At 71.9% G+C, this 25160-nt stretch carries 22 protein-coding genes; 13 read left to right on the top strand and 9 right to left on the bottom strand.

Features of this window, described 5'->3' with window-relative positions; all coding sequences use genetic code 11:
* The first annotated feature begins 23 nt into the window (after window positions 1-23).
* The 4 genes from ACIBQ6_RS49060 to ACIBQ6_RS49045 are packed head-to-tail and all read left to right on the top strand — an operon-like array spanning window position 24 to window position 3755.
* The gene (locus ACIBQ6_RS49060) at window positions 24-755 is read left to right on the top strand and encodes an NUDIX hydrolase (RefSeq protein WP_358302027.1); all 732 of its coding nucleotides are present in this window, start codon (window positions 24-26) and stop codon (window positions 753-755) included.
* Window positions 752-1606: a molecular chaperone DnaJ gene (locus tag ACIBQ6_RS49055; RefSeq protein ID WP_397219412.1), complete on the top strand. Its 855-nt coding sequence runs from the start codon at window positions 752-754 to the stop codon at window positions 1604-1606. The genes ACIBQ6_RS49060 and ACIBQ6_RS49055 overlap by 4 nt, the downstream gene beginning before the upstream one ends.
* Window positions 1607-1617: 11 nt before the next feature.
* The gene (locus ACIBQ6_RS49050) at window positions 1618-2586 is read left to right on the top strand and encodes a hypothetical protein (protein WP_397219411.1); all 969 of its coding nucleotides are present in this window, start codon (window positions 1618-1620) and stop codon (window positions 2584-2586) included.
* A complete protein-coding gene (locus ACIBQ6_RS49045) occupies window positions 2583-3755 on the top strand; it encodes an adenylosuccinate synthetase (protein WP_397219409.1) in 1173 nt (390 codons plus the stop codon). The genes ACIBQ6_RS49050 and ACIBQ6_RS49045 overlap by 4 nt, the downstream gene beginning before the upstream one ends.
* 77 nt (window positions 3756-3832) lie before the next feature.
* Here the strand turns inward: ACIBQ6_RS49045 and ACIBQ6_RS49040 are convergent, their stop codons facing one another.
* Genes ACIBQ6_RS49040 through pdhA form a run of 3 tightly spaced genes read right to left on the bottom strand, consistent with a single transcriptional unit; the run spans window position 3833 to window position 7427 of the window.
* Window positions 3833-5341, bottom strand: a complete 1509-nt coding sequence (locus ACIBQ6_RS49040; RefSeq protein WP_397219407.1) for a dihydrolipoamide acetyltransferase family protein — start codon at window positions 5339-5341, stop codon at window positions 3833-3835.
* A 17-nt stretch (window positions 5342-5358) separates the two neighbouring features.
* Window positions 5359-6339, bottom strand: coding sequence for an alpha-ketoacid dehydrogenase subunit beta (locus ACIBQ6_RS49035; protein ID WP_397219405.1), 981 nt, complete (start codon window positions 6337-6339; stop codon window positions 5359-5361).
* Window positions 6336-7427 carry a pyruvate dehydrogenase (acetyl-transferring) E1 component subunit alpha gene (gene pdhA, locus ACIBQ6_RS49030; protein ID WP_358302009.1) on the bottom strand — a complete coding sequence of 364 codons (1092 nt, stop codon included), beginning with the start codon at window positions 7425-7427 and terminating at the stop codon, window positions 6336-6338. Before pdhA ends, ACIBQ6_RS49035 begins: the two co-directional genes overlap by 4 nt.
* A 228-nt stretch (window positions 7428-7655) precedes the next feature.
* On the opposite strand from pdhA, the gene purS reads away from it, so the two are divergent.
* From purS to purL, 4 genes are all read left to right on the top strand, one after another.
* Window positions 7656-7901 carry a phosphoribosylformylglycinamidine synthase subunit PurS gene (purS, locus tag ACIBQ6_RS49025; RefSeq protein ID WP_352320496.1) on the top strand — a complete coding sequence of 82 codons (246 nt, stop codon included), beginning with the start codon at window positions 7656-7658 and terminating at the stop codon, window positions 7899-7901.
* A gap of 221 nt (window positions 7902-8122) precedes the next feature.
* Window positions 8123-8512: an ATP-binding protein gene (locus ACIBQ6_RS49020; protein ID WP_352361053.1), complete on the top strand. Its 390-nt coding sequence runs from the start codon at window positions 8123-8125 to the stop codon at window positions 8510-8512.
* A 129-nt stretch (window positions 8513-8641) separates the two neighbouring features.
* Window positions 8642-9325: a phosphoribosylformylglycinamidine synthase subunit PurQ gene (purQ, locus tag ACIBQ6_RS49015; RefSeq protein WP_358302006.1), complete on the top strand. Its 684-nt coding sequence runs from the start codon at window positions 8642-8644 to the stop codon at window positions 9323-9325.
* Window positions 9322-11574, top strand: a complete 2253-nt coding sequence (gene purL / locus ACIBQ6_RS49010) for a phosphoribosylformylglycinamidine synthase subunit PurL (protein ID WP_358302003.1) — start codon at window positions 9322-9324, stop codon at window positions 11572-11574. The genes purQ and purL overlap by 4 nt, the downstream gene beginning before the upstream one ends.
* A gap of 57 nt (window positions 11575-11631) precedes the next feature.
* On the opposite strand, the gene ACIBQ6_RS49005 is transcribed toward purL, so the two are convergent.
* Window positions 11632-12558, bottom strand: coding sequence for a hypothetical protein (locus ACIBQ6_RS49005; RefSeq protein WP_397219403.1), 927 nt, complete (start codon window positions 12556-12558; stop codon window positions 11632-11634).
* Between the two features lie 196 nt (window positions 12559-12754).
* Between ACIBQ6_RS49005 and ACIBQ6_RS49000 the strand changes: the two genes are divergently transcribed.
* From ACIBQ6_RS49000 to ACIBQ6_RS48990, 3 genes are read left to right on the top strand one after another with little or no spacing between them, the layout of a single operon-like run.
* Window positions 12755-14767 (top strand): adenylate/guanylate cyclase domain-containing protein, encoded by a 2013-nt coding sequence (locus tag ACIBQ6_RS49000; protein ID WP_397219401.1) that lies wholly within the window; start codon window positions 12755-12757, stop codon window positions 14765-14767.
* A 32-nt stretch (window positions 14768-14799) separates the two neighbouring features.
* The gene (locus ACIBQ6_RS48995) at window positions 14800-15462 is read left to right on the top strand and encodes a Crp/Fnr family transcriptional regulator (protein WP_397219400.1); all 663 of its coding nucleotides are present in this window, start codon (window positions 14800-14802) and stop codon (window positions 15460-15462) included.
* Window positions 15463-15507: 45 nt separating this feature from the next.
* The gene (locus tag ACIBQ6_RS48990; RefSeq protein WP_397219398.1) at window positions 15508-16977 is read left to right on the top strand and encodes an MFS transporter; all 1470 of its coding nucleotides are present in this window, start codon (window positions 15508-15510) and stop codon (window positions 16975-16977) included.
* On the opposite strand, the gene ACIBQ6_RS48985 is transcribed toward ACIBQ6_RS48990, so the two are convergent.
* Window positions 16938-17684: a methylenetetrahydrofolate reductase gene (locus ACIBQ6_RS48985; RefSeq protein ID WP_352320480.1), complete on the bottom strand. Its 747-nt coding sequence runs from the start codon at window positions 17682-17684 to the stop codon at window positions 16938-16940. The genes ACIBQ6_RS48990 and ACIBQ6_RS48985 overlap by 40 nt on opposite strands.
* 10 nt (window positions 17685-17694) lie before the next feature.
* Entirely contained in the window at window positions 17695-18348 is a 654-nt protein-coding gene (locus ACIBQ6_RS48980) for a TetR/AcrR family transcriptional regulator (protein ID WP_397219422.1), read from the bottom strand.
* Window positions 18349-18421: 73 nt separating this feature from the next.
* On the opposite strand from ACIBQ6_RS48980, the gene ACIBQ6_RS48975 reads away from it, so the two are divergent.
* Window positions 18422-19843: an MFS transporter gene (locus tag ACIBQ6_RS48975; protein ID WP_358301989.1), complete on the top strand. Its 1422-nt coding sequence runs from the start codon at window positions 18422-18424 to the stop codon at window positions 19841-19843.
* On the opposite strand, the gene ACIBQ6_RS48970 is transcribed toward ACIBQ6_RS48975, so the two are convergent.
* Together ACIBQ6_RS48970 and ACIBQ6_RS48965 are read right to left on the bottom strand one after the other, a co-directional pair.
* Window positions 19804-21684 (bottom strand): ABC transporter ATP-binding protein, encoded by a 1881-nt coding sequence (locus tag ACIBQ6_RS48970; protein ID WP_397166643.1) that lies wholly within the window; start codon window positions 21682-21684, stop codon window positions 19804-19806. The genes ACIBQ6_RS48975 and ACIBQ6_RS48970 overlap by 40 nt on opposite strands.
* Before the next feature lie 54 nt (window positions 21685-21738).
* Window positions 21739-23811 (bottom strand): PhoX family protein, encoded by a 2073-nt coding sequence (locus ACIBQ6_RS48965; RefSeq protein ID WP_397219397.1) that lies wholly within the window; start codon window positions 23809-23811, stop codon window positions 21739-21741.
* A 129-nt stretch (window positions 23812-23940) separates the two neighbouring features.
* Between ACIBQ6_RS48965 and ACIBQ6_RS48960 the strand changes: the two genes are divergently transcribed.
* Window positions 23941-24363: a sterol carrier family protein gene (locus tag ACIBQ6_RS48960; RefSeq protein WP_352361113.1), complete on the top strand. Its 423-nt coding sequence runs from the start codon at window positions 23941-23943 to the stop codon at window positions 24361-24363.
* On the opposite strand, the gene ACIBQ6_RS48955 is transcribed toward ACIBQ6_RS48960, so the two are convergent.
* Window positions 24360-24626, bottom strand: coding sequence for a DUF4190 domain-containing protein (locus tag ACIBQ6_RS48955; protein WP_358301980.1), 267 nt, complete (start codon window positions 24624-24626; stop codon window positions 24360-24362). The two genes, ACIBQ6_RS48960 and ACIBQ6_RS48955, sit on opposite strands and share 4 nt — an antisense overlap.
* Window positions 24627-25160 lie beyond the last annotated feature (534 nt).

Here is a 25160-nt window from a genome sequence, read left to right as displayed (position 1 = left end):
CTCGAACTGAGAAGGACTTGGGGATGGAAGAGTTCCTAGCCGGCTACAACCCCCGGCTCTACGCGCCGGTCGCGGTCACCGTCGACGTGGTGGCGCTGACCATCCGCGACCGGCGGCTGCACGTCCTGATCGTCGAGCGCGGCGTGGAGCCGTACGCGGGCCGCTGGGCCCTGCCCGGCGGTTTCATCAAGCCGGACGAGGACCTGGCCGAGGCGGCGGTGCGCGAGCTGGCCGAGGAGACCGGCGTGGCCACCCGCCCGGCGCACATCGAGCAGCTGGCCAGCTACGGCGGCCCCGGCCGCGACCCCCGCATGCGGGTGGTGTCGATCTCCTACCTCGCCTTCGCCCCCGACCTGCCCGACCCCAGGCCCGGCACGGACGCCGCCGCGGCCGTCTGGCACCCGGTCGACGACGTGCCGCCGCTCGCCTTCGACCACGCCCGCATCCTGGCCGACGGCGTCGAACGGGCCCGGTCGAAGCTGGAGTACACGCCGCTGGCCACGGCCTTCGCCGGCGCCGAGTTCACCGTCTCCGAGCTGCGGCTGATCTACGAGACCGTGTGGGGCACGCCGCTGCACGCGGGCAACTTCCACCGCAAGGTCCTGTCCGTCCCCGGGTTCGTCGAGAGCACCGGACAGACGACCGAGACCGGCGGCCCCAGAGGCGGCCCGCGGGCCAAGCTCTACCGCGCGGGCGACGCCCGGCTGCTCCACCCCGCGCTGCTGCGGCCCGCCCGGGAGGAGGAGGTGCGATGAACACCGAGCGGGCGGCGGCGATCGTCATGGGTGCGCGATCGGCCCAGGAGCTCTTCGCCGGCGGGTCCGCGGCCCGCGTCTACCGGCGGCTGGCCAGGGCGCTGCATCCCGACCTCGCGCCGGGCGGCGAGGAGGCGTTCAAGCGGCTGGTCGCGCTCTGGGAGACCTACCACCGGGGCCAGCGGGTCGGCGACTTCCTGGTCGGGCCGCCGCTGCACAAGGGCGGCACCGCCGTGCTCTACCCGGCCGGGCGCGGCGCAGAGCGCGACTCGCTGCTCAAGGTGGCCCGTAACCCGGCCGCCGACCGGCTGCTGGTCCGCGAGGCCGCCGCGCTGCGGAAGATCGCGGCCGACGGCGACCCACGCTTCCTGCCGTACGTCCCCCGCCTCGTCGCGAGCTTCCGCTACCGCGCCGGCGAGGTGGTCCGGCAGGCGAACGTGGTCAGCCGGGCGCCCGCCGGGTTCGTCACCCTCGAACGCGCCGGCACCGGCCTCGACCCGCGCGACGTGGCCTGGATCTGGCGGCGGCTGCTCGTGGCCGCCGGGCTCGCCCACCGGGCGGGCGTCGCGCACGGCGCCGTGCTCCCCCGCCACGTCCTCATCCATCCGCTCGACCACGGGCTCGTGCTGGTCGACTGGTGCCACGGCGACCGGCTCGACGAGCGCGCCGACATCGCCGCGCTGACCCGGTGCGTCGACCACCTGATGGGCGAGTGCCCGCGCCGGATGCGCGCCTTCGTCCGCGGCTGCCTGCTGCGCCCGCCGTCCGACGCGTGGGAGCTGCTGCGCGAGCTGGACGACCTGCTCGACGACCTCTACGGACCCCGTACGTACCGTCCGCTCCACCTTTGAGGGAGGCTGCCATGGGCAGCGGAATCTGGTCCACGAACGTCTACGACTCCGCCGCGCGCTACCGCGCGGCCACCGGCTCCAGCGCCTTCGCCTACAGCGACGGCGGAGCCCGGCGCGTCCACCCCGACCTCGACCCCTTCGGCGTGACGCGGGAGAGCCGCGACTCGGCCGAGCACCCCGACTCGCTGGCCATCGCCGTGCTCTTCGACGTGACCGGCTCGATGCGCGCGGTCCCCCGCACGCTGCAGACGCGCCTGCCCGACCTGCTCGGGCTGCTGCTGCGCAAGGGGTACGCCACCGACCCGCAGATCATGTTCGGCGCGATCGGCGACGCCACCTGCGACCGGGCGCCGCTGCAGGTCGGCCAGTTCGAGTCCGACAACCGCATGGACGACCAGCTCGGCCTGATCCTGCTGGAGGGCGGCGGCGGCGGGCAGAAGCGCGAGTCCTACGAGCTGGCCATGTACTTCATGGCCAGGCACACCTCCATCGACTGCCACGAGAAGCGCGGCAAGCGCGGCTACCTGTTCGTCATCGGCGACGAGATGCCCTACCAGCGGGTGTCCAGGAACCACGTCAAGGACCTCGTCGGCGACCGGCTGACCGCGCCCCTCGGGGTGGACGACGTCGTGGCCGAGCTGACCCGCAAGTACGACGTCTACTTCATCCTCCCGCAGGGGGCCAGCTACGCCGGCGACCCCGAGGTGCTGGACTCCTGGCGCCGTCTGCTCGGCCAGAACGTGCTGGAGCTGGACGACCTCGACGCCGTGTGCGAGACGATCGCGCTCACCGTCGGGCTCGGCGAGGACGCGATCGGCCTGGACGAGGGCCTTGAGGACCTGGCCGAGCTGGGCTCGACGGCCGGCGCGTCGGTGTCGCGGGCCCTGGCCAGGCTCGACCGCGGCACGGTGGTCACCGCCGAGCCGCTCGACGGGCTCGACAGCGGACTCGGGGGCGGGCTGGGCGGGCTCCTGCCGTGAACGAGCACCTGGTCGTCGTCGACCTCGGGTACGGCGACGCCGGCAAGGGCACGGTCGTGGACTGGGCGTGCGCCACGCTGCCCGTCCACGCCGTGGTCCGGTTCAACGGGGGCGCCCAGGCGGGGCACAACGTCGTCCTGGACGACGGGCGGCACCACACGTTCGCGCAGTTCGGCGCCGGGACGTTCCGGGGGGTTCGCACGCATCTCTCGCGGTTCGTGGTGGTCGATCCGCTGGCGTTGTCGGCCGAGGCGGAGCACCTGGCCCGGCTCGGCGTGCCCGACCCCTTCGGGCTGCTCACGGTGGACCGGGACTGCCTGCTGGCGACGCCGTACCACGTCGAGGCCGGGCGCAGGCGGGAGCTGGCGCGCGGGGAGGCGCGGCACGGGTCCTGCGGGATGGGCGTCGGGGAGACGATGGCGTACCACCTGGAGCACGGCGCGCTCGCGCCCCGGGCGGGCGACCCGCCGCGCGAGCTGACGCGCAAGCTGACCGTGCTGCGGGAGGCGCTGGGGGTCGAGGGCCCGCCGGTGGCCGACTGCGTGGCCGTCTACCGGGCGTTCGCCGAGCGGGTGCGGCTGGTGGACTCGTCGTACACCGCCGGGCTGGTCAGGCGGGGGCCGGTGGTGTTCGAGGGCGCGCAGGGCGTGCTGCTGGACGAGCGGCAGGGGTTCGACCCGTACACGACGTGGAGCACGACGACCTTCGCCAACGCGCTGGAACTGCTGGACGGGTCCGGGGCGGCGCGGCTCGGCGTGCTGCGGACCTACACCACCCGGCACGGCCCCGGCCCGCTGGTGACCGAGGACCCCGGCCTGGAGCTGCCCGAGCCGCACAACGTGACCGGGCCGTGGCAGGGGGCCTTCCGCCGCGGGCACTTCGACGCGGTCGCCCACCGGTACGCGGCCGAGGCGGCCGGCGGCGTGGACGGTCTCGCGCTCACCCATCTCGACGCGGACGTCACCCGCATGTGCGTGCGCTACGACCGGCCCGTCACGTTCGCCGAGCCGGACCGCACGGCCCGGCTGCTGCGGGCGACGCCGGTCTACGAGGAGGGTGTATCAGACTGGCCCGCGGCGGTCTCTCATGTCGTGGGCGCGCCCGTGTGGCTGGAGTCGTACGGCCCCCGCGCGCGGGACAAGAAGGCGCCCTGGCCGAGCCTGCGGTGACCGCCGGGGAGAGGGGTCCTCCCGGCGGTCGCCGCCCGGCGGTCGCCGCCCGGCTTCGGCCCAGCTTCGGCCCGGCTTCAGCCCCAGGCGAGCATGCGGAGCGGGTCCTCCAGCATCGCGCCGACGTCGCGCAGGAACATCGAGCCCAGCTCGCCGTCGACGATCCGGTGGTCGAAGCTGAGCGCGAGGGTGGTCACCTTGCGCACCGCCAGCTCGCCGTCCACCACCCACGGCATGTCCCTGACCTGGCCGAAGGCCAGGATGGCAGACTCGCCCGGGTTGAGGATGGGGGTGCCGGCGTCGACGCCGAACACGCCCACGTTGGTGATGGTGATCGTCCCGCCCGCCATCTCGGCCGGCTGGGTGCGGCCCGCCCTGGCCGTCTCCGCCAGCGCGCCCAGTTGCCTGGCCAGCTCGGGGAGCGGGAGGGCGTGGGCGTCCTTGATGTTGGGCACGACGAGGCCGCGCGGGGTGGCGGCGGCGATGCCCAGGTTCACGTAGTGCTTGACCACGATCTCCTGGGCCGCCTCGTCCCAGGACGAGTTGATCATCGGGTAGCGCCTGACCCCGGTGAGCAGGGCCCGGCAGACCAGCAGCAGCGGGGAGACCTTGACCTCGGCGAAGTCGGGCAGGGCCCGCAGCCGCCGGACCGCCTCCATGGTCTCCGTCACGTCCACCTGGAGGAACTCGGTGACGTGCGGGGCCGTGAAGGCGCTGGCCACCATCGCCTGGGCGGTCATCTTGCGCACGCCCTTGACGGGGACGCGCTCCTCCCGCCGCTGGGGCTCGGCCTGCCGGACGGGCTCGGGCGCCGCCTGAAGACCACCCTGGAGACCGCCCTGCGCGGCGGCGTGCACGTCGTCGCGGGTGATGGAGCCCTGGGGGCCGGTGCCGGTGAGCGTGGCGAGGTCGACGCCCAGGTCCTTGGCCAGCTTGCGGACCGGCGGCTTGGCCAGCACGGCCACGCGGCCGGAACCGGCGACCACTCCGGCGGCCGGCGCGGCAGCGGGGACGGGCTCGGCCGGACGGGCCGTCGGGGCCGGGCCGGACGCCTCCACGCGGGCCGGGTTGGCCACGGGCGCGGCCGGGATCGGCTCCGGCGGCTGCTTGCGGGGACGGCGCTTGGAGGCGCCGGTCTTGACCCCGTAACCCACCAGGACGGCCTGCCGCTCCTCCTTGGGCGCGGGGCTGCCGTGGGCGCCGGGCTCGACCGCGCCCTCCTCCGGCGGCTTGGGGACCATGTCGTCGGCCAGCGCCTTGAGGCCCTGGTCAACGGGGCCCTGGTCAGCGAGGCCCTGGTCGGCACGGTGCTGGCCGGCGGGGCCCTGGTCGGCGCCGCCCGCCTCGCCGCCGGTGTCCACGGCGACGATCGGCGTGCCGACGTCGACCGTGCGGCCCTCCTCGACCAGCACGCCCGCGACCACGCCGTCCCAGGGGATCGGCAGCTCGACGATGGACTTGGCGGTCTCGATCTCCACCACGATCTGGTTGACCTTGACCTCGTCGCCCGGCCGCACGTGCCAGCGGACGATCTCGGCCTCGGTCAGCCCCTCCCCGACGTCGGGAAGCTTGAACTCGCGTCGCATGGAAGCGCGTCCCCCTTTCAGAACCCGAAGGCGCGGTCGACGGCGTGCAGCACCCGGTCCAGGTCGGGCAGGTAGTGCTCTTCGAGCTTCGACGGCGGGTAGGGGGTGGAGAAGCCGCCGACCCGCAGGACGGGCGACTCCAGGTGGTAGAAGCACTGCTCGGTGATCCGGGCCGCCAGCTCGGCGCCGAAGCCGCTGTAGACGGGCGCCTCGTGGACCACGACCACCCGGCCGGTGCGGCGGACGGACTCCATGACCAGCGGCTCGTCCAGCGGATTGAGCGAGCGCAGGTCGATCACCTCCAGCGAGCGGCCGTCGTCCTCGGCGGCCGTGGCGGCCTCCAGGCAGGTCTTGACCATCGGGCCGTAGGCCAGCAGCGTGACGTCGGAGCCGGGCCGTACGACCGTGGCCTTGTCGAACGGCGTCCACCAGTCGGTCGAGACCGTGTCGATGTCGGCCTTCTCCCAGTAGCGGCGCTTGGGCTCGAAGAAGATGACCGGGTCGTCGCTCCGGATGGCCTGCTGGATCATGGTGTAGGCGTCGGCCGGGTTGGAGCAGGCGACCACGCGCAGGCCGGCCGTGTGCGCGAAGTACGCCTCGGGCGACTCGCTGTGGTGCTCGACCGCGCCGATGCCGCCGCCGCACGGGATGCGCACGACGACGGGCAGCTTGATCGCGCCGAGCGAGCGCATCGGCATCTTGGCGAGCTGCGTGATGATCTGGTCGGCCGCCGGGAAGACGAACCCGTCGAACTGGATCTCGCACACCGGCCGGTAGCCGCGCAGCGCCAGGCCGATCGCGGTGCCGATGATGCCGGACTCGGCGAGCGGCGTGTCGATGACCCGGTCTTCGCCGAAGTCCTTCTGCAGGCCGTCGGTGACGCGGAACACGCCGCCGAGCTTGCCGACGTCCTCGCCCATGATGAGGACCTTGGGGTCGTCCTCCATGGCGCGGCGCATGCCCTCGTTAAGCGCCTTGGACAGGCTCAACACCGTCATTTCTCGAAGCCCTCCAAGTAGGCGGCGAACTGAGCGCGCTCTCCGTCGATGAGCGCGTGGGGCTCGCGATAGACGTGGTCGAAGATATCGAGCGGCTCGGGGTCGGGCATCGCCAGGCACCGCCTGCGCAGGTCGGCGCCGAGCTGGTCGGCCTCGGCGGTCACGGCGTCGAAGAAGCCCTGGTCGGCCAGTTCGTTGCGGAACAGGTACGACTTGACCCGCTCGATCGGGTCCTTCAGCTTCCACGCCTCCAGCTCGCTGGCCACCCGGTAGCGGGTCGGGTCGTCGGTCGTGGTGTGGGCGCCCATCCGGTACGTGAACGCCTCGATCAGCGTCGGCCCCTGGCCCGTACGGGCGGCTTCGAGCGCCTTCCTGGTCACTGCGAGGCAGGCGAACACGTCGTTGCCGTCGACCCTGATGCCCGGGAAGCCGAAGCCCGAGGCCCGGCGGTAGAGGGGGATGCGGCTCTGCTTCTCCAGCGGCTCGGAGATGGCCCACTGGTTGTTCTGGCAGAAGAAGACGACGGGCGCGTTGAACACGCTGGCCCAGATGAACGACTCGTTGACGTCGCCCTGGCTGGTGGCGCCGTCGCCGAAGTAGACGATCGTGGCGGCGGAGGCGTCGTCGCGCTGGATGCCCATGGCATAGCCGACCGCGTGCAGGGTCTGGCTGCCGATCACGATCGTGTACAGGTGGAAGTTGTGCTCCTTGGGGTCCCAGCCCCCGTGGTTGACGCCCCTGAACAGGCCGAGCAGCTTCACCGGGTCGACGTCGCGGCACCAGGCGACGCCGTGCTCGCGGTAGGTGGGGAAGGCCATGTCGGAGTCGGTGAGCGCGCGGCCCGAGCCGATCTGGGCGGCCTCCTGGCCGAGCAGCGAGGCCCAGATGCCCAGCTCGCCCTGACGTTGCAGCGCCACGGCCTCCAGGTCGATGCGCCGGACGAGCACCAGGTCGCGGTAGAGCGACCTGACCTCTTCGGGCGTCAGGTCTATGTCGTAGTCGGGATGCTCGACCCTCACTCCCTCGGGGGTGAGCAACTGCACGAGCTCAGGGGGTGCTTCGGCACCACGAGAGGCGTCGACTGTCACGTGCCGCTCCTGTGCGATCGGGGCCGGTGTCGATGGGGTCGCCACCTGAGGCCAGCCGTGTGTGCGTGCGAACCATGTGGTGGTGGTTCATACGCGTTTGGGGACATCGTGGCAGACGTCACAGCCCTCCGCGCAAGCCCCATGTCCTCCCCGTTCCCGTTGTGTTGACGGCCATGCGCGCCGGTAGGCTTGCTTTCCCAAGCACCCACTCCACCCAGGAGGAACGTAGTGGCGCGCGTCATCGTCGACGTCATGCTCAAGCCCGAGATCCTCGACCCGCAGGGCCAGGCCATCGCCAGGGCGCTGCCCAGGCTCGGTTTCTCCGGCGTCTCGGCGGTCCGTCAGGGCAAGCGGTTCGAGGTCGAGCTGGAGGGCCCGGCCGACGAGGCGGCCCTCGACGAGGTACGGAAGATGGCCGAGACACTCCTGGCCAACACCGTGATCGAGGACTACAGCGTCCGGGTTGAGGGGTAGAAGGCACATTTGATGCCTGGTTTTACCCCTGGTGAGTTAAAGTCGCGTTCGGGCATGCCACAATGCCACGGGCGTGCCAACACTAAATAACAACAACGTGATTTTGCGGTTAGCCCCGATTTCACAGGGAAACCTACTCCAGGTGACATTCCGGAGCCCGGAGGAGTCCGGTGGATATTGAGTTCTCGTTGGCGCTGCCTCGGGATGCGATCGGCATACCGATGGTCAGGCGAGTGCTTGGCGACGCGATGCGGTCACTCAACGTGAGTGAGACCTGCATCGCCGACATGCTGCTCGCCGTCTCCGAGGCGTGCTCCAACGCGGTGCGACACGGCGGCCCCGCCAACCGTTACGAGGTCTCGGCGTCGATCGGCTACGGCCGCTGCGACGTGCGCGTCGCCGACAACGGCGACGGCCTCCCGTCGATGCCGCTGCACTTCCCTCCGCCCGACACCGAGAACGGCCGCGGCCTGCTCATCATGCGGTCCGTGGTGGACGAGATCTCCTTCGGCACCACGCCCGGCCGCGGCACGACGGTCCACCTGCGCAAGACGCTCGCCTGGGACGACGAGGCCGAGGGCGCCCGTCACCGCGAGCTGGCCGCCGTCTGACCGCCGTCCGACCCGCTGCCCGGAACACAGCCGCGCACCCGATAATCTGAGTACACCGCCGTAGACCGCCGTCCGCCCCCAAAGAGACGGTGGCACGCGCGTGCGCATTCCTCGGAGGGGACGACTGTCATGAGCGCTGCCCGTGTGGGCGTAGTCACGTTTCCAGGAACTCTCGACGACCAGGACGCCGCCAGAGCCGTGCGCCTCGTGGGCGCGCAGGCGGTCCCGCTGTGGCACGCCGACCACGACCTGAAGGGAGTCGACGCCGTCTTCCTGCCCGGCGGCTTCTCCTACGGCGACTACCTGCGGTGCGGCGCGATCTCCAAGTTCGCCCCGCTGATGGACGAGCTCGTCCCGGCCGCCAAGGCCGGTCTGCCGGTCATCGGCACCTGCAACGGCTTCCAGATCCTCTGCGAGGCCCACCTGCTGCCCGGCGCGCTCACCCGCAACGCCTCGCTCCACTACGTCTGCCGCGACCAGCGGCTCACGGTGGAGCAGACCGCCACCGCCTGGACCGGCTCCTTCGAGCGCGGCCAGGAGATCGTGCTGCCGGTCAAGCACGGCGAGGGCCGTTACGTCGCCTCCGCGGAGACGCTGGCCGAGCTGGAGTCCGGCGGCCACGTCGTCGTGCGTTACGCCGGGGGCAACCCCAACGGCTCGCTCAACGACATCGCCGGCATCCGCAACGAGGCGGGCAACGTGGTCGGCCTCATGCCGCACCCCGAGCACGCCGTGGAGGAGCTGGTCGGAGCGCCGAGCACCGACGGGCTCGGCTTCTTCACGTCCATCCTGAAGAATCTGGTGAACGCATGAGCACCGACAACGTCAAGCGGGCCGCCGAGACCCCCGACGAGCCGATGCCCTTCGCCGAGCTGGGGATGAAGCAGGACGAGTACGACCGGGTCAAGCAGATCCTGGGTCGCCGTCCCACCGGCTCCGAGCTGGCCATCTACAGCGTCATGTGGTCCGAGCACTGCTCGTACAAGTCGTCCAAGGTGCATCTGCGGCAGTTCGCCACCAAGGCGCCCAAGTCCGAGGCGCTGCTCGTGGGCATGGGCGAGAACGCGGGCGTCGTCGACATCGGCGACGGCTGGGCGGCCACGTTCAAGATCGAGTCGCACAACCACCCGTCCTACGTCGAGCCGCACCAGGGCGCGGCCACCGGCGTCGGCGGGATCGTGCGCGACATCATGTCGATGGGCGCCCGCCCGATCGCCGTCATGGACGCGCTGCGCTTCGGCGGCGCCGACGCCGTGGACACCCGGCGGGTGCTGCCCGGCGTGGTCGAGGGCATCAGCCACTACGGCAACTGCCTGGGCCTGCCCAACATCGGCGGCGAGGTCGTCTTCGACCCCTGCTACATCGGCAACCCGCTGGTCAACGCGCTGTGCGTCGGCCTGCTGCGCAAGGACCAGATCAAGCTGGCCACCGCGCCGGGGCCGGGCAACCAGGTCGTGCTGTTCGGCGCGTCCACGGGTCCCGACGGCATCGGCGGCGCGTCCGTGCTGGCCTCGGCGACGTTCGAGGACGAGTCGCAGGCCAAGCGGCCCGCCGTGCAGGTGGGCGACCCGTTCATGGAGAAGCTGCTCATCGAGTGCTGCCTGGAGCTCTACGCGGCCGACGTGGTCGTCGGCATCCAGGACCTCGGCGCGGCCGGCGTCTCCTGCGCCACGACCGAGCTGGCCGCCAAGGGCACCGGCGGCATGAAGGTCGACCTCAACCTGGTCCCGCTCCGCGACTCCTCGCTCAAGCCCGAGGAGATCCTGATGAGCGAGTCCCAGGAGCGGATGATGGCCGTGGTCCGGCCCGACGACATCCCCGCGTTCATGGCGATCTGCGCCAAGTGGGACGTCCCGGCCACCGTCATCGGCGAGGTCACCGACACCGGCCGCCTGGTCATGACCTGGGACGGCGAGGTCATCGTGGACATCCCGCCGGGCACCGCCGCCGACGAGGGCCCGGTCTACGAGCGTCCCTACCACGAGCCGGCCGGGCAGGCCGCGCTCAACGCCGACACCACCGACCGGCTGGCGCGCCCCGACGACCTGCGGGCCACCCTGCTGCAGCTCCTCGGCTCGCCCAACCTGGCCTCCAAGGAGTGGGTGACCTCCCAGTACGACCGCTACGTCCGCTCCAACACCGTGCTGGCCCAGCCCGCCGACGCCGGGATGCTGCGCATCTCCGAGGTCATCGCTGGAGCCGAGCCGACGACGCGGGGCATCGCGCTGTCCACCGACGGCAACGGCCGTTACGCCAAGCTCGACCCCTACGCGGGGGCGCAGCTGGCGCTGGCCGAGGCGTACCGGAACGTGGCCGTGACCGGCGCCAAGCCGCTGGCCGTCACCAACTGCCTCAACTTCGGCTCGCCGGAGGACCCCGAGGTGATGTGGCAGTTCGCCGAGGCCGTACGCGGGCTCGCCGACGCCTGCCGCACCCTCGGCGTGCCGGTGACCGGCGGGAACGTCTCCTTCTACAACCAGACGGGCTCGACGGCCATCAATCCCACCCCGGTCGTGGGCGTGCTCGGCGTCATCGACGACGTGGCCAAGCGGGTGCCGTCCGGGTTCACCGCCGAGGGGCTGCGGGTGGTGCTGCTCGGCGACACCGCCGAGGAGTTCGGCGGCTCGGAGTGGGCGCACGTGGCCCACCGCCACCTGGGCGGCCTGCCGCCGCACGCCGACCTGGAGGCCGAGCAGGCGCTGGCGACCGTGCTGGTCGAGGCCGCTGCCCGCGGGCTGCTGGAGGGTTCGCACGACCTGTCCGACGGCGGCCTGGCCGTGGCGCTGGCCGAGTCGTGCCTGGCCCGCGGCATCGGGGCCACGGTGGCGCTGAGCGGCGAGCCGTTCACCGACCTGTTCAGCGAGTCGGCGGCGCGGGCCCTGGTCGCGGTGCGGCCGGAGGCGTTCGAGGAGTTCGCGGCGCTGTGCGGGCGGCACGAGGTGCCGTGCTACGGGCTCGGCGTCACCGGCGGGGCGTCGCTGGTGGTCGAGGGCGTGTTCGAGGTGGGGGTCGAGGAGATCCGCGAGACCCACTCGGCGACGCTGCCGGCGCTGTTCGGCTGACGTTCAACGGAAAGGGCCGGTGCGGGGTGATCCCCCGCACCGGCCCATTCCGCTTTGTCAGACCTTCTTGATGCAGATGACGTACACCTTGCCGGAGACGCTGGTGCCGTTGTTGCCGCCACCGTGGGTCTGGGTGGTCTGCGTGTCGGCGGTGAGGTTGTTGCCGCCGCCGTTGTCGTCCTTGGCGACGGTGACCGTCCAGCCGCCGGCGCCGGGGTAGCTGCCCAGGACTTCGGCGTTCTTCAGGGTGCCGAAGGAGAAGCCGCCGCCGGTGGGGGTGCCGCCGTTGTTGCAGGTGGCGGTCTCCGAGCCGAGGCCGCTGATGGACACGCTGTTGGTGTAGGTGGTGTAGGCGGCGCCGGCGCCGTCCTTGCCGGGCTCACCCTTGGGGCCCTGCGGGCCTTGGGGACCCGCCGGGCCGCGCTCGCCGTCCTTGCCGTCCTTGCCCGGAAGGCCGTTCTTGCCGTCCTGGCCGTTCTTGCCGGGGAGGCCGTCCTTACCGGGGAGGCCGTCCTTGCCGTCCTGGCCGTTCTTGCCGGGGAGGCCCTGCTTGCCGTCGTCGCCCTTGGGGCCCTGGGGGCCCGCCGGGCCGCGCTCGCCGTCCTTGCCGTCCTGGCCGTTCTTGCCAGGCAGGCCGTCCTTGCCGTCCTTGCCGGGGAGGCCGGGCTTGCCCTGGGGGCCCACCGGACCCGTCTCGCCCTGCGGACCCTGCTTGCCCTGGGGGCCCTGGTCGCCCTTGGGGCCGGACGTGCCGCCGTTCAGCTGCGTCGTGCTGCCGCCGATCACGATCCGCTCTTCGGTCTTGCGGCACGGCGTGGTCGGGTTGACGATGCGGACGTACCGCGTCTTCTTGTGCACGCAGGCGTACACCTCGCTCGCCGCCGACGAGGCGGTGGCCACGCCACCGACGGCGAGGAGCGAGGCGGCGAGCGCTCCGACAGTGGCGAGGGTGAGCGTACGCCCACCGCGAACGTTGATAGCCACGGCTTTCCTTCCAGGAAACAAGTGATGCTCATGTGGTGCATGAGATTCACGTTTCGACCGTTCCAAAGGTTGGCAGTAACTACATAACGTATTTGTCACGAAACGGAGGGTTACTGACCGGATTGACCGACTGTCGCTGTCGTAGTGGGTAAAAGGACGCATTGGCGGCGGCGATCCCACGTGCATAATCGGGTCTGTGCCCAGCACCTACCTGCCGCCGGCCACGCAGCCCGTCCGAGGCGTGGTCTGGGTCATCCACCTCGCCCTTCCTCTGCTGGGGCTCTGGTTGCTGCTCGCCCAGCCCCACCTCAACGTCGTCTGGCAGCACAACGCGAGCCACTTCTGGATGATCGTCGCGGTGGCCGGGATCAACGTGGCGCTCGGCGGGCTGATCACCGAGGCCGCGCGCCGCCGTCAGGACGCCCGGCTGTTCCTGGTCTCCATGGTGTTCCTCAGCAGCGCGGGCTTCTTCCTCCTGCACGGCCTGGCCACCCCGGGGATCATCCTGCCGACCGGCTCGCTGGGCTTCGACCTCGGGCAGCAGGTGGGGCTCACGATCGCGTCGATGTTCGCGTTCGCCTCGGCCCTGCCGCTGGGCGAGCGGGCGGCCAGGAGCGTGCTCGCGGGGCAGCACTTCGTCCGGGCGGTGTTGTTCGGGTTCATGCTGCTGTGGGCGCTGGTCTCGCTGGTGCCCGAGCTGACCGAGCTCAGTCAGCCGCCGCCGGTCGCGCCGGTGAGCTGGCTGGGCGCGGCCTCGATCCCCGGCGTCCTGCTGTACGGCGCGGCCGGCGTGCTGATGTTCCTGCTCCACCGCCGCGGCCCCTCGGCCATGCTGGTCAGCCTGATCACCGCGTACGCGCTGCTGGCCGAGGCGATGGTCGCCGGGATGTCGCAGCTCAACTGGCACCTGACGTGGTGGGAGTGGCACGCGCTGCTCACCCTCGCCTTCGTGTTCGTGGCCTACAGCGCCTACCTGCAGTTCCGGCGCGAGGGGTCGAGCGCGGGGCTGTTCGACTCGGTGACGCTGGCGGCGACCGTCGCCCGCCTCCGGCAGGACTACGACCAGGCCCTGGAGGAGCTGGTCGAGCACGTACGCCGGGGCGAGCCGCTGGCCGCGGCCCGGCTGTCGGGCAAGTTCCGGCTGAACGAGAGCCAGGCCGCCGTGCTCGACCGGGCCGGGACGGCGCTGGCCCACGAGCGGGAGCTGTCGGAGCGGCTGGCCGCGCTGGTGGCGGTGAGCGCGCAGACCCGCGTGGGCCTGCCGGAGGGCGAGCTGCTGACCACCGCGCTCGACCGGGTCAGGCAGGCGTACGGAGACGTCAAGATCGCACTGGTGTCGGAGGGGAAGACCCAGATCGGCTCACGCGCGTACGAGTTCGAGGGCGACGGCCCGATCCGCCGCGACCACCGGCTGGCCTACCCGCTCACGGTCAGGGGCCACCTCGCCGGCGTGCTGGAGGTGCCGGTGGGCCGCGGCGGCCACGACGAGGCGCTGGCCGCCACGCTCGCCGGCCAGTTGTCCATCTCGCTGGAGAACGCCCGCCTCTACCAGGAGCTGGACACCCTCTTCCGCCAGTACATGTCGCCCGACGTGGCCAACGCCCTGCTCGCCGACCCGGCGCGCGCGGCGCTCGGCGGCGAGCTGCGGGAGCTGACCGCGCTCTTCGCCGACCTCAAGGGGTTCACCACCTTCTCCGAGCAGGTCGCGCCCGGCGAGATCGTCGAGATGCTCAACCGCTACCACACGGCCGCCGTCCCCTGCGTGCTGAACAACGGCGGCACGATCGTGCAGTTCGTCGGCGACGCGATGCTGGCCCTGTTCAACGCGCCCGCACCGCAGGCCGGTCACGCCAGGGCGGCCTGCCGGGCCGCGCTGGAGATGCAGCGGGCCGCCGCCGAGGTGGCCGAGGAGATGGCCTGGAAACGCGTCGGCGAGGTGGAGTGGCCGACCTTCCGGGTCGGCGTCAACACCGGCCCCGCGCTGGTCGGCAACATCGGCAGCCCCGAGTTACGCGGCTTCAACGCGATGGGCGACTGCGTCAACGTGGCCGCCAGGCTCCAGGCCCTGGCCGAGCCGGGGACCGTGGTGATCGGCGAGACGACACTCAGGCAGCTCGGCCGCGACGCCTCGGTCAACGCCCTCGGACGGCTCAGCCTGAAGGGCAAGGAAGAGCTCGTGGCCGCGTACGTTCTGACTGGAATGCCATAGAACGGCAATAGCCGTGCGTACATAATCGGCGCATGGATCCAGAGCCCGGCGAGTTCCTTTCCCTGCTCACCGCCGAGGAGGTCGAGGCGCTGCGAGCCGCCGGGCGCCCGCGTCGATGGGACCGCGGCACGACGGTGATCACCGAGGGCGACGCGGCCGACTGGGTGCTCGTGCTGACGCAGGGCCGGGTCAAGGTGTCCTCGCACACGAGCAGCGGCACCGAGGTGGTCCTCGCGGTACGCGGCCCAGGGGCGCTGCTGGGCGACATGTCAGCCGTGGACGGCTCGCCGCGCTCGGCCACCGTGACCGCGCTGGAGCCGATCCAGGGCATCGTGGTCCGCGACTTCAGCGGTTTCCTGGCCGCGCACGGCCGCATCGCCGTCCTGCTCCTGCAGCTCCTCGTCGGCCGGCTGCGCGACGCCGACCGCAAGCGGGTCGAGTACGGCGCGTTCGACACCACCGGCCGGGTGGCGACCCGGCTGCTCGAACTGGCCGACCGGTACGGCGAGCACACCAGCACCGGCGTGCGCGTGGCCCTGCCGCTCAGCCAGGACGAGCTGGCCGGCTGGACGGGCTCCTCGCGGGAGGCGGTCAGCAAGGCGCTGCGGACCCTGCGCGACCGCGGGCTCATCGAGACCGGCCGGCGACGGGTGGTCATCCACGACGTCGAGGGGTTACGCAGGCGAGCCAGGTGACCCCTGGTACAAAACGGACGTACGACGTACGTCATAGTGGGAGGCATGGTCGCGGTCACCCCCGAAGCCGGCACCCGCATGCGCTACGCCTGGCGCGTGTGCTCGGTCACCAGCCTGGGCCTCGTCCTCATCGGCATCGCCGGCAGCACGCTCAATGTCGCGCTGCCGGCCGTCGTGCGGCACTTCCACGCCGACGCGACGCAGTCGGGATGGATCCTGCTGGCGTTCCTGCTGGTCAACACCGCGAGCCTGGTGTTCTTCGGGCGGGTCGCCGACCTGCTCGGCCGGCGCGAGGTGTACCTGGCGGGCTTCGCCCTGTTCACGGTGGCCTCGCTGCTGGCCGGGCTGTCACCGGACGTCTGGTTCCTGGTCGGCATGCGCGTGCTCCAGGCGATCGGCTCGGCCATGATCCTGGCCAACGGCACGGTGATCATCACCGACGCGTTCCCGCCCGAGCGGCTCAGCCAGGGCATGGGCGTCTACATCGGCACGCTGTCGGTGGCCCAGCTCGCCGGCCCGACGCTCGGCGGCCTGATCGCCGAGACCGCCGGCTGGCAGTGGATCTTCTGGGTGAACGTGCCCGCCGGGCTGATCGCGCTCGGCTGGGGCGCGGTGATCTTACGCAAGATGCCGAAGAGGCCCAGACAGCCGGTGGACGCCCTCGGCAACGTGCTGGTGTTCGCCGCGCTGTCGGCCGTGCTGCTGGCCGTCAACGAGGCCGGGTCGGGCGGCCTGACAAGCCCGGTCGTCCTGACGGGGGCGGCGCTGTTCGTGCTGCTGGTGCCGCTGATCGTGCTGGCCGAGCGGCGCTCGGCCAACCCGGTGCTGGACCTGCGGCTGTTCGGCGGGCGGCTGCTGGCCTACGCGAACCTGGCCTCCTTCTGCAACGCGCTCGCGCGTTCCGCGCTGATCCTGGTGGTCGCGCTCTACTTCCAGGCGGCGCGCGGGCTCGACGCGTTCTCGGCCGGGCTGAGCGTGCTGCCGGTGCCGGTGGGCATCGGGCTGGCCTCGCCGATCGCGGGCCTGCTCGGGCCGCGGGTCTCGCCGTACGGGCTGTCGATCGGCGGCGCGGCGATGAGCGCGCTGGGGCTGGGCGCGCTCATGCTGACGGCCGACCCGGCGACGCCGTACTGGGTGACGGGGATCGCCCTGTTCGTGGCCGGCTGCGGCAGCGGGACGTTCCTGACCGGCAACACCACCCAGGTCATGGCCGCCCTGCCGAGCGGCAGCCTGGGCGTGGTCAACGGCTTCCGAGTCATGATCATGAACGTCGGCATCGTGATCAGCGTGGGCCTGTCGCTCAGCGTCGTGACCAGCTCCGTGGGCCCGGAGCTGCGCGCCCAGGTGTACGCGGGCACGCTGTCCACGCTCTCCCCGGTGGCCGTCGGGCAGCTCATGGACGGCTTCCAGCGGGCGTACGCGGTGCTGTTCGCCGTGGCGCTGGCCGGCGCGGTGCTGGCCGCGCTCGCCCGGTCTCAGAGGGCTCCGGCGAGCCTCGACTCCACGTCGCGGTAGCGCGAGACCGGGATGAGGTGCACGCCGTCGAACGCGCCCGAGTCGCGCAGCGCGAACACCTGCTCGCAGGCCGCCTCGACGCCCGCCATGCGGTCGGCGGCCACCCGCTCGACCAGCTCGCCGGGCAGGGCGATGTCGGGGATGGCGGCGGCCAGCGTACGGGCGTGGCGCTCGCTGGCCAGCACCATGACGCCCGCGTAGACCGGCACGTCGACCTGGTTGGCCTCGCGCCACCGGACCTGCGCCTCGACCGAGAAGCTGACCTGGGCGAACAGGAAGTCGGCCGCGCGCTTCCAGGCGGGCAGCGGGCGCAGCCCGGCCGCCGCGCCGACGCGGAAGGCCGGCGAGAAGCCCCTGGCCTCCTCGATCATCGAGCGGACCGTCAGGTCGCTGGTCCGGCTGCCGCTGGCGGGCTTGTCGCCGTGGACGAACAGGAACTGGTCGACGCCGTACGCCGCGGCCGTCAGCAGGTCGCGGTGGAAGCCGAGCAGGTTACGGTCGCGGGAGTTGAGACAGGCGATGCTGCGCCCGCCCATCGCCTCGACCTCGTGGGCCACCGCCACGCTGGACACGGTGGCCCGGCCGATGTGGTTGTCGGGGATCAGGAAGGAATGGGCGACCTGGCTGAGCGTGCCGATCTGGTGGCGTACCCGCTTCAGATCGGGCTTGGTGGGCGGTTCGATCTCGCAGACCAGCTCGAAAGGCATGATCCCGACCCTAACGCTCGGCGGCCAGCGCCTCGATGCCGCGCAGCACGAGATCGACGCCGAAGGAGTCGTAGAAGGCCGGGTCGGCGCCCGCGACCAGCGGCGAGGCCATCTCGACCAGGTACGGGTACCTCTCGGGCGGCAGCGACTGGAGGCCGGCCCGCTTGACCCTGACCATCTCGGCGATCTCCTCGCCGGTCCGGCCGGCCTTGAGGTGCACGGGCGCGTCGGCGATCGACAGGGCGCTCTGCAGCAGGTACTTGGTGATCAGGCAGCTCTCCTCCACGTCGAACCCGGCCGTACGGGCCAGGCCCAGCGCCTTGTCCCAGACGACCAGGAAGTTCGGGACGGAGATCGGGTCGATCTGCTCGATGACGTTCTTCGCGCAGGGATGGGTGCGCAGGGTCCTGATGAGCCCGTGGGTCAGGTCGCGGAGCTGCTCCTGCCAGGGCCGCTCGTCGGCCGGCTCCGGCACGAAGCCGCCGACCAGGTGGTCGGCCATGCCGACCAGGAGCTGGTCCTTGTTCTTGAAGTGCCAGTAGAGGGCCATCGGCGTCACGCCCAGGTCGGTCGCCAGGCGGCGGATCGTCACGGCGTCGAGCCCTTCGGTGTCGCCGATCTCCAGCGCCCGCTCGGCGATGGTCCGCGCGTCCAGTTTTCCCATCACGGTTGACAACTATACGCCGTACAAGTTGAACTGTACGACGTACAAGTACGGCGTATAGGAGGTTGGCGACATGCGATGGTGGGCGCTGGGTGCCGTGACATTGGGCACTTTCATGACCTATCTCGACAACAACGTGGGGAACGTCGCATTGCCGACGATCCAGCGGGAGCTCGGGCTGACGATCTCCGGGCTGGAGTGGATCGTGAGCTCGTACATCCTGGTCTTCGCCGGGCTCATGCTGGTCGGCGGCCGGCTCGCGGACCTGTTCGGGGCCCGCGTGGTGTTCCTGGCCGGGCTCTCCGTCTTCACCGCGGCCTCGCTGGGCGCGGGGCTGGCCACCTCGGGCGGCGCGCTGATCGCGGCGCGGGCCGTCCAGGGCGTGGGGGCGGCGCTGCTCACGCCCACGTCGCTCACCCTGATCAGCCAGATCTTCCCCGAGCCCGGCGAGCGCGGCAGGGCCGTGGGCATCTGGAGCGCGTCCGGGGCGCTGTCCATGGCGCTCGGCCCGGCGGCCGGCGGTTTCATCAGCGAGCACCTGCACTGGGGCTGGATCTACCTGATCAACGTGCCGATCGGGATCGCCACCCTCGGCCTGGCCCTGTGGGCGGTCCGGCCCGACTTCACCCGCCGCCGGCACCGGCTCGACCTGCCCGGCCTGGCCACCTCGGCGCTCGCGCTGGTCTCCCTGACCTACGCGCTCATCGAGGGCGACCGCGCCGGATGGACGTCGGCCGAGATCCTGGCCGCGTTCGGGCTCGCGGCGGCGGCCGCCGTGGCGTTCGCGCTGGTCGAGACGCGCTCCGAGCGCCCGATGATCGACCTGTCGCTCTTCCGCTCGCGGGTGTTCACCGGCGGCGCGCTGACCATGGGCATCTGGTCGTTCGGCGTGTTCGGCATCTACTTCTTCAGCGCCCTGTGGCTGCAGAACGTGCTCGGCTTCTCCCCCACGCAGGCCGGCCTGGCGTTCGTGCCGATGGCCCTGGTCATGGCGGTCGTCGCCATCACCTCGCAGCGGATCTCCGCGCGGCTCGGCACCGGCCGCACGGTGGCGCTCGGCATGGCGCTCATGGGCGCGGCGATCTACCTGATCTCCGGCGTCGGGGCCGACGGCGACTACGCCGACGTCGCCCCCTGGTTCCTGCTCTACGGCCTCGGCGGGGGCCTGCTGGTGCCGCTGACCTCGGCGATCCTCGGCGGCCTGCCCAAGGACAGGGCGGGCGTGGCCTCAGGCGTGCTGAACGTCTCGCGCGAGGTGTTCGGCCTGCTCGGCATCACCGTGCTGGGCGCGATCCTCAGCTCCCGCCAGAGCGGGAGCGACCGGCCCCCGCTGGCCGCCTTCCTCGACGCCTACCAGTTCACGCTGGTCATCGCGGCGGTGATCGTGCTGGCCGCCGTCCCGCTCGGCCTGTACGCGCTGCGCCCGTCCCGCCGCCCGCCGGTGACGGACGAGCCTCAGGCCACCGCCCCGGCGACCGTCGGCTCGTCGAACTGAGTGCGGTACAGCTCCTCGTAGCGGCCGCCCATGGCCAGCAGTTCGGCGTGCGTGCCCCGCTCGGCCACGCGGCCGTCCTCGATCACCAGGATCTGGTCGGCCGCCCGCACGGTCGACAGCCGGTGCGCGATCACCACGGCGGTCCGGCCCGCCAGCGCCTCCCCCAGGGCCTCCTGCACGGCCGCCTCGGAGGTGGAGTCGAGCGCGGCGGTGGCCTCGTCCAGGATCACCACGCGCGGCCTGGCCAGCAGGAGCCGGGCGATCGTCAGCCGCTGGCGCTCGCCGCCGGACAGCCGGTAGCCGCGCTCGCCGACCACGGTGTCCAGGCCGTCGGGCAGCGACTCGATCAGCGTCCGCAGCCGGGCCCTGGACAGGGCGTCCCAGATCTCCTCCTCGCTCGCCGCCGGCCTGGCCAGCAGCAGGTTCTCCCTGATCGTGTCGTGGAAGAGGTGGCCGTCCTGGGTGACCATGCCGAGGGTGTCGCGGATGGCGTCGAAGGTCAGGTCCCGTACGTCCACGCCGCCGAGGCGGACCGCGCCGGAGTCGACGTCGTACAGCCTGGGCAGCAGCTGGGCGATCGTGGACTTGCCGGCCCCCGACGAGCCCACCAGCGCCACCATCTGGCCCGGCAGGGCCGTGAACGAGATGCCGTGCAGCACCTCCTCGCCGCCCCGCGAGTCCAGCGTGGCGACCTCCTCCAGCGAGGCCAGCGACACCTTGTCGGCGGCGGGGTAGGCGAAGCGCACGTCGTCGAACTCGACCGCGACCGGGCCCTCGGGGACGTCGCGGGCGTCCGCGCGCTCCTGGATCAGCGGCTTGAGGTCGAGCACCTCGAAGACGCGCTCGAAGCTGACCAGGGCGCTCATCACGTCCACCCGGGCGCTGGCCAGGGCGGTCAGGGGCGCGTAGAGGCGGGTCAGCAGCAGGGCCAGTGACACCACGGCGCCGGGTTCGAGCTGGTCGCGCAGGGCGTAGAAGCCGCCGAGGCCGTAGACGAGGGCCAGCGCGAGCGCCGAGACCAGGGTCAGGGCCGTGACGAACACCGACTGGTTCATGGCCGAGCGCACGCCGATGTCGCGCACCCGCCGCGCCCGCGCGGCGAACTCGGCGGACTCGCGCGCCGGACGGCCGAACAGCTTCACCAGCGTCGCGCCCGGCGCGGAGAACCGCTCGGTCATCTGGGTGCCCATGGCGGCGTTGTGGTCGGCGGCCTCGCGCCGCAGCCGCGCGATCCTGACGCCCATCCGGCGCGCGGGCAGCACGAACACCGGCAGGAGCAGCAGCGCGAGCAGCGTGATCTGCCACGAGATGCCGATCATCACGGTGAGCGTCAGCACGAGCTGCACCAGGTTGCCCGCCACGCTGGACAAGGTGTCGGTGAAGGCCCGCTGCGCGCCGATCACGTCGTTGTTCAACCGGCTCACCAGCGCCCCGGTGCGCGTCCGCATGAAGAACGCGACCGGCATGCGCTGCACGTGGTCGAAGACCGCCGTGCGCAGGTCGAGGATCAGCCCTTCGCCGATGGTGGCCGACTGCCAGCGGTTCAGCAGGCCGAGCCCGGCCTCCGCGAGCGCCAGGCCCGCGATCAGCAGCGCGACCACGACCACCACGCCGAGCGGCTCACCGTTGAAGATCGCGTCGACCACCCGCCCCGCGAGCAGCGGCGACACCACGGCCAAACCCGCCAGCACCACGCTGAGCACCAGGAACAGCACGATCCTGCGGCGGTGGGGACGGGCGAACCCGCCGATACGCCGAAGCGTCGCCCTGTTCAGCGGGCGACGCTCCGGCCGGTTGTTCATCGAGTAAAGCTGATGCCAGGCGGTCACTTCCATGCTCATGCATGGGAGACTATTTCCTCAAGTTAACTTGAGGTCAACTGGTTTTACCGGGGATCAGCTGCCGATCTTCTTGCCCCCGCCGTGCCAGACCACCGCCACCGACGGGCGCGGCTGGTCGCCGTCGGGCCAGCGGCTGGCCGGGTTCTCCGGGGTCGCGCCGTCGATCTCGCCCGGGTGCTGCACGGCCACGAACACGCTCTTCTGGTCCGCGGTGACCAGCGGGCCGCAGGTCTCGGCGCCGAGCGGGACCGTGAGGAACTGGCGCAGGTGGCCGCGGTCGGAGCCGCGCACCGGCATGACGAACAGGCCGTCGTTGCTGCCGAGCTGGTTGCCGTCGGTGGAGATCCACAGGTTGCCGTCGGCGTCGAACGTCACGTTGTCCGGGCACGAGATCGGCGAGACCTTGGTCTTGTCGAAGCCGGCGAAGTAGGTCGCGGGGTCGTTCGGGTCGCCGCAGACGAGCGGGAGCGACCAGGCGAAGGTGGTCTCGCCCGCGTCGTTGCGCCGCTCGGCCACCTCCAGGATGTGACCGTGCTTGTTGGACGGGCGCGGGTTGGCCTCGTCCACCTGGGCGGCGGTGCGGTTGGAGTTGTTGGTCAGGGCCACGTAGACGCCGCCGGTGACCGGGTTGCGCTCCATGTCCTCCGGACGGTCCATCTTGGTCGCGCCGACCTTGTCGGCCGCGGTACGGGTGTAGACCAGCACCTCGGCGGCGGTCATGCCGTCCACGTACGACTTGTCGCCCGACACCAGCGGGATCCACCGGCCCGAGCCGTCGAACAGCCCGTCGGAGGGCAGCTTGCCGGAGCCGTCGATCTCGGCGGCCGGGCTGTCGCCGGTGAACTTGGCGACGTACAGGGTGCCCTCGTCCAGCAGGGTGCGGTTGTGACGGTCGAAGCCCGGGATGTACCGGTCCTTGGAGACGAACTTGTAGATGTACTCGAAGCGCGAGTCGTCACCCATGTAGACGACCAGACGACCGTCCGCGGCCAGGGTGGTGTTGGCGGCCTCGTGCTTGAACCTGCCGAGCGCGGTGCGCTTGATCGGCGTGGAGTCGGGGTCGAACGGGTCGATCTCCACGATCCACCCGAACCTGTTGGCCTCGTTCGGGTGCTTGGCCAGGTCGAAGCGCTCCTCGACCCGGTCGAAGCGGCGGCTGCTCGCCGGGGTGCCCGTCGTGATCGTGTAACGCGAGATGTACGGCCGCTGCGCCTCGGGGACCTTGTCGCCGTTGACGAAGTACTGGTCGAAGTTCTCCTCGGCGGTCAGGACCGTGCCCCACGGGGTGGAACCGCCCGAGCAGTTGTTCAGCATGCCGACCGGCGCCAGGCCCTTGGGGTCGGCGGCCGTCCTGAGCAGGGCGTGACCGGCGGCGGGGCCGGAGAAGCGCATCGGCGTCTGCGCGGTGACGCGCCGGTTGTAGCGGCGGCGGCCCTTGGTGGTGAGCCTCCACTCGCCGGTGCCGTGCGCCCGCTCGATCTCCACGACCGAGCCGCCGTGCGCGGCCAGCGCGATCTTGATCTGCTCCTCGGTCGCGGCCGCGCCGCCCGTGTACCCGCGGAACATCAGGTTCTCGTCGGTGTACTCGTGGTTCACCCACAGCAGGCCGCGGTTCTGGCCCATCGGGAAGAACGTCACGTAGTCGCAGTTGTAGCCGAACTGCTTGTTCTGGGCGTCGGCCGTCTGGTGGTCGAAGTCGAAGGCCGGCGCGTCGTGCAGCACCGGGTCGCCCCAGCGCACGACCACGGAGGAGGTGTAGCCGTCGGGGATGCGCAGCGCGTCGTCCTTGTTCGGCGGCACCGGGGTGAAGGCGATCTCACCCGGGCCGCGCCCGCCCACCCCGACCGGCGCGGCGGCGGTCTCGGCCGCCGGCTCGTCGGCGAGCGCCGGGACCGCGCCCGCCACGCCCACGCCCGCCACCAGCGCGCCGAGCGCGCCCGCGCGCAGCACGCCGCGGCGCGTCAGCGCCTCCTTCACCACGTCGCCGAAGTAGGCGTTGCCCGTCGTGTTGGCCACGTCGTGCGCGCACGCGTTCCCGCAACGGAACTGACAGGTCAGAGCGGATCGGCCACCTTTGTGCGGGGTGGAAAGCAGCGGCAGCAGCCGCCCCGCCTCAGGGTTCGCCACAGGTCCTCCAGATATGTGCGCGGTTGTACGGCGGGGACGTTACGGTCGTCAACGAAACCCGGGGTGAACGACGACCTCCGCCCCGATGAACGCTTGCCGCGAGACAATGGACCCGTGCCACCACGCAAGATGGACCCGGAGAAACTGCGCGCGGCCCTCGACGGCCAGCTCGTCGCCCTCGACGAACCGCCCTACGACGGCCCCGCCTCGGCCCTGCCCGACGCCCTGGTCGCCGCGGTGCTGACCGCCTACGACCGCGGGCTCGCCCCCGAGCGCGACGCGGCCAGGCAGGCGGTGCGCCACCTGCTGGAGAAGCTGGCCGCCGCGGCTCCCGGCCGCACGGTCGAGGTGCGCGTGCCGCCCTACGCGGCCGTCCAGGCCGTCCCCGGCCCCCGCCACACCCGCGGCACGCCGCCGAACGTGGTGGAGACCGACGCCCGCACCTGGCTGGAGCTCGCGCTCGGCCGGCTGACCTGGGACGAGGCCATGGCCAGGGGCTCGGTCGCGGCGAGCGGCTCCCGCGCCGACCTGTCAGCCCACCTGCCGCTCTAGCGGCCCTTGCCCATCCAGGGGAACCTGCTCTCGAAGCACTGGTCGGCGAGCTGGCCGGGAAGCTGGCCGCACTCCTGGACCACCTTCCAGAACCAGATCGCGACGATCGCGAACAACACCAGCGACAATGCGCTGATCACGATCCCGGCGATGGCCCGGCCCCTGCCCACGCGCTTGGCGAGCGCCACACAGCCGAAGACGATCGACAGGATCGCCGTGAGCACGCCGGTGAAGCAGACGAACACCAGGAACGGGCTCGCCACGCCCAGCACCAGCGAGGCGGTGGCCAGGCCGCTGCCCGGCGGCGCGGTCGGCTGGGCGCCGTAGGGGCCGTACTGGCCGTAGGCGGGGGCTCCCGGCGGCGGGCCGTAACCGGGCGGGCCGCCGTAGGGGCTGGAGGGGGTGGTACCGGGAACGGACGCGTCCCGGCCCCCGGCCTCGTACGCCCCCGGAGCCCCCTCATAGGACCCCCCGGCCGCCGGCCCCCCATAGGCCCCCTCGCCGCCACCAGACCCCGGCCCCCCATGGGGCCCTTCGCCACCGGATCCCGGCCCCCCATAAGCCCCCTCCCCGCCGCCGGGCGCTGAGGGGCCGCCGTAGGCTCCCTCGCCCCCGTACGGCGCCCCCGGCCCGCCGTAAGCTCCTTCGCCCCCGTAAGGGGCGCCAGGCCCTCCTGGGGGCACACCCGCGCCTCCGGGGGTCGGCGTCACGCCTCCCGCGCCGGCTGTGGCACCCGGGCCTACGGCACCGCCACGGCCTTCCGCACCTCCCGGGCCTACGGCGCCGCCACGGCCTTC

Origin of the sequence: Nonomuraea sp. NPDC049655, from assembly GCF_044465465.1 — a bacterium.
Taxonomy (GTDB): domain Bacteria; phylum Actinomycetota; class Actinomycetes; order Streptosporangiales; family Streptosporangiaceae; genus Nonomuraea.
The sequence above is the reverse complement of the archived record's forward strand: the minus strand, read 5'-3'. Positions and strand labels throughout refer to the sequence as shown.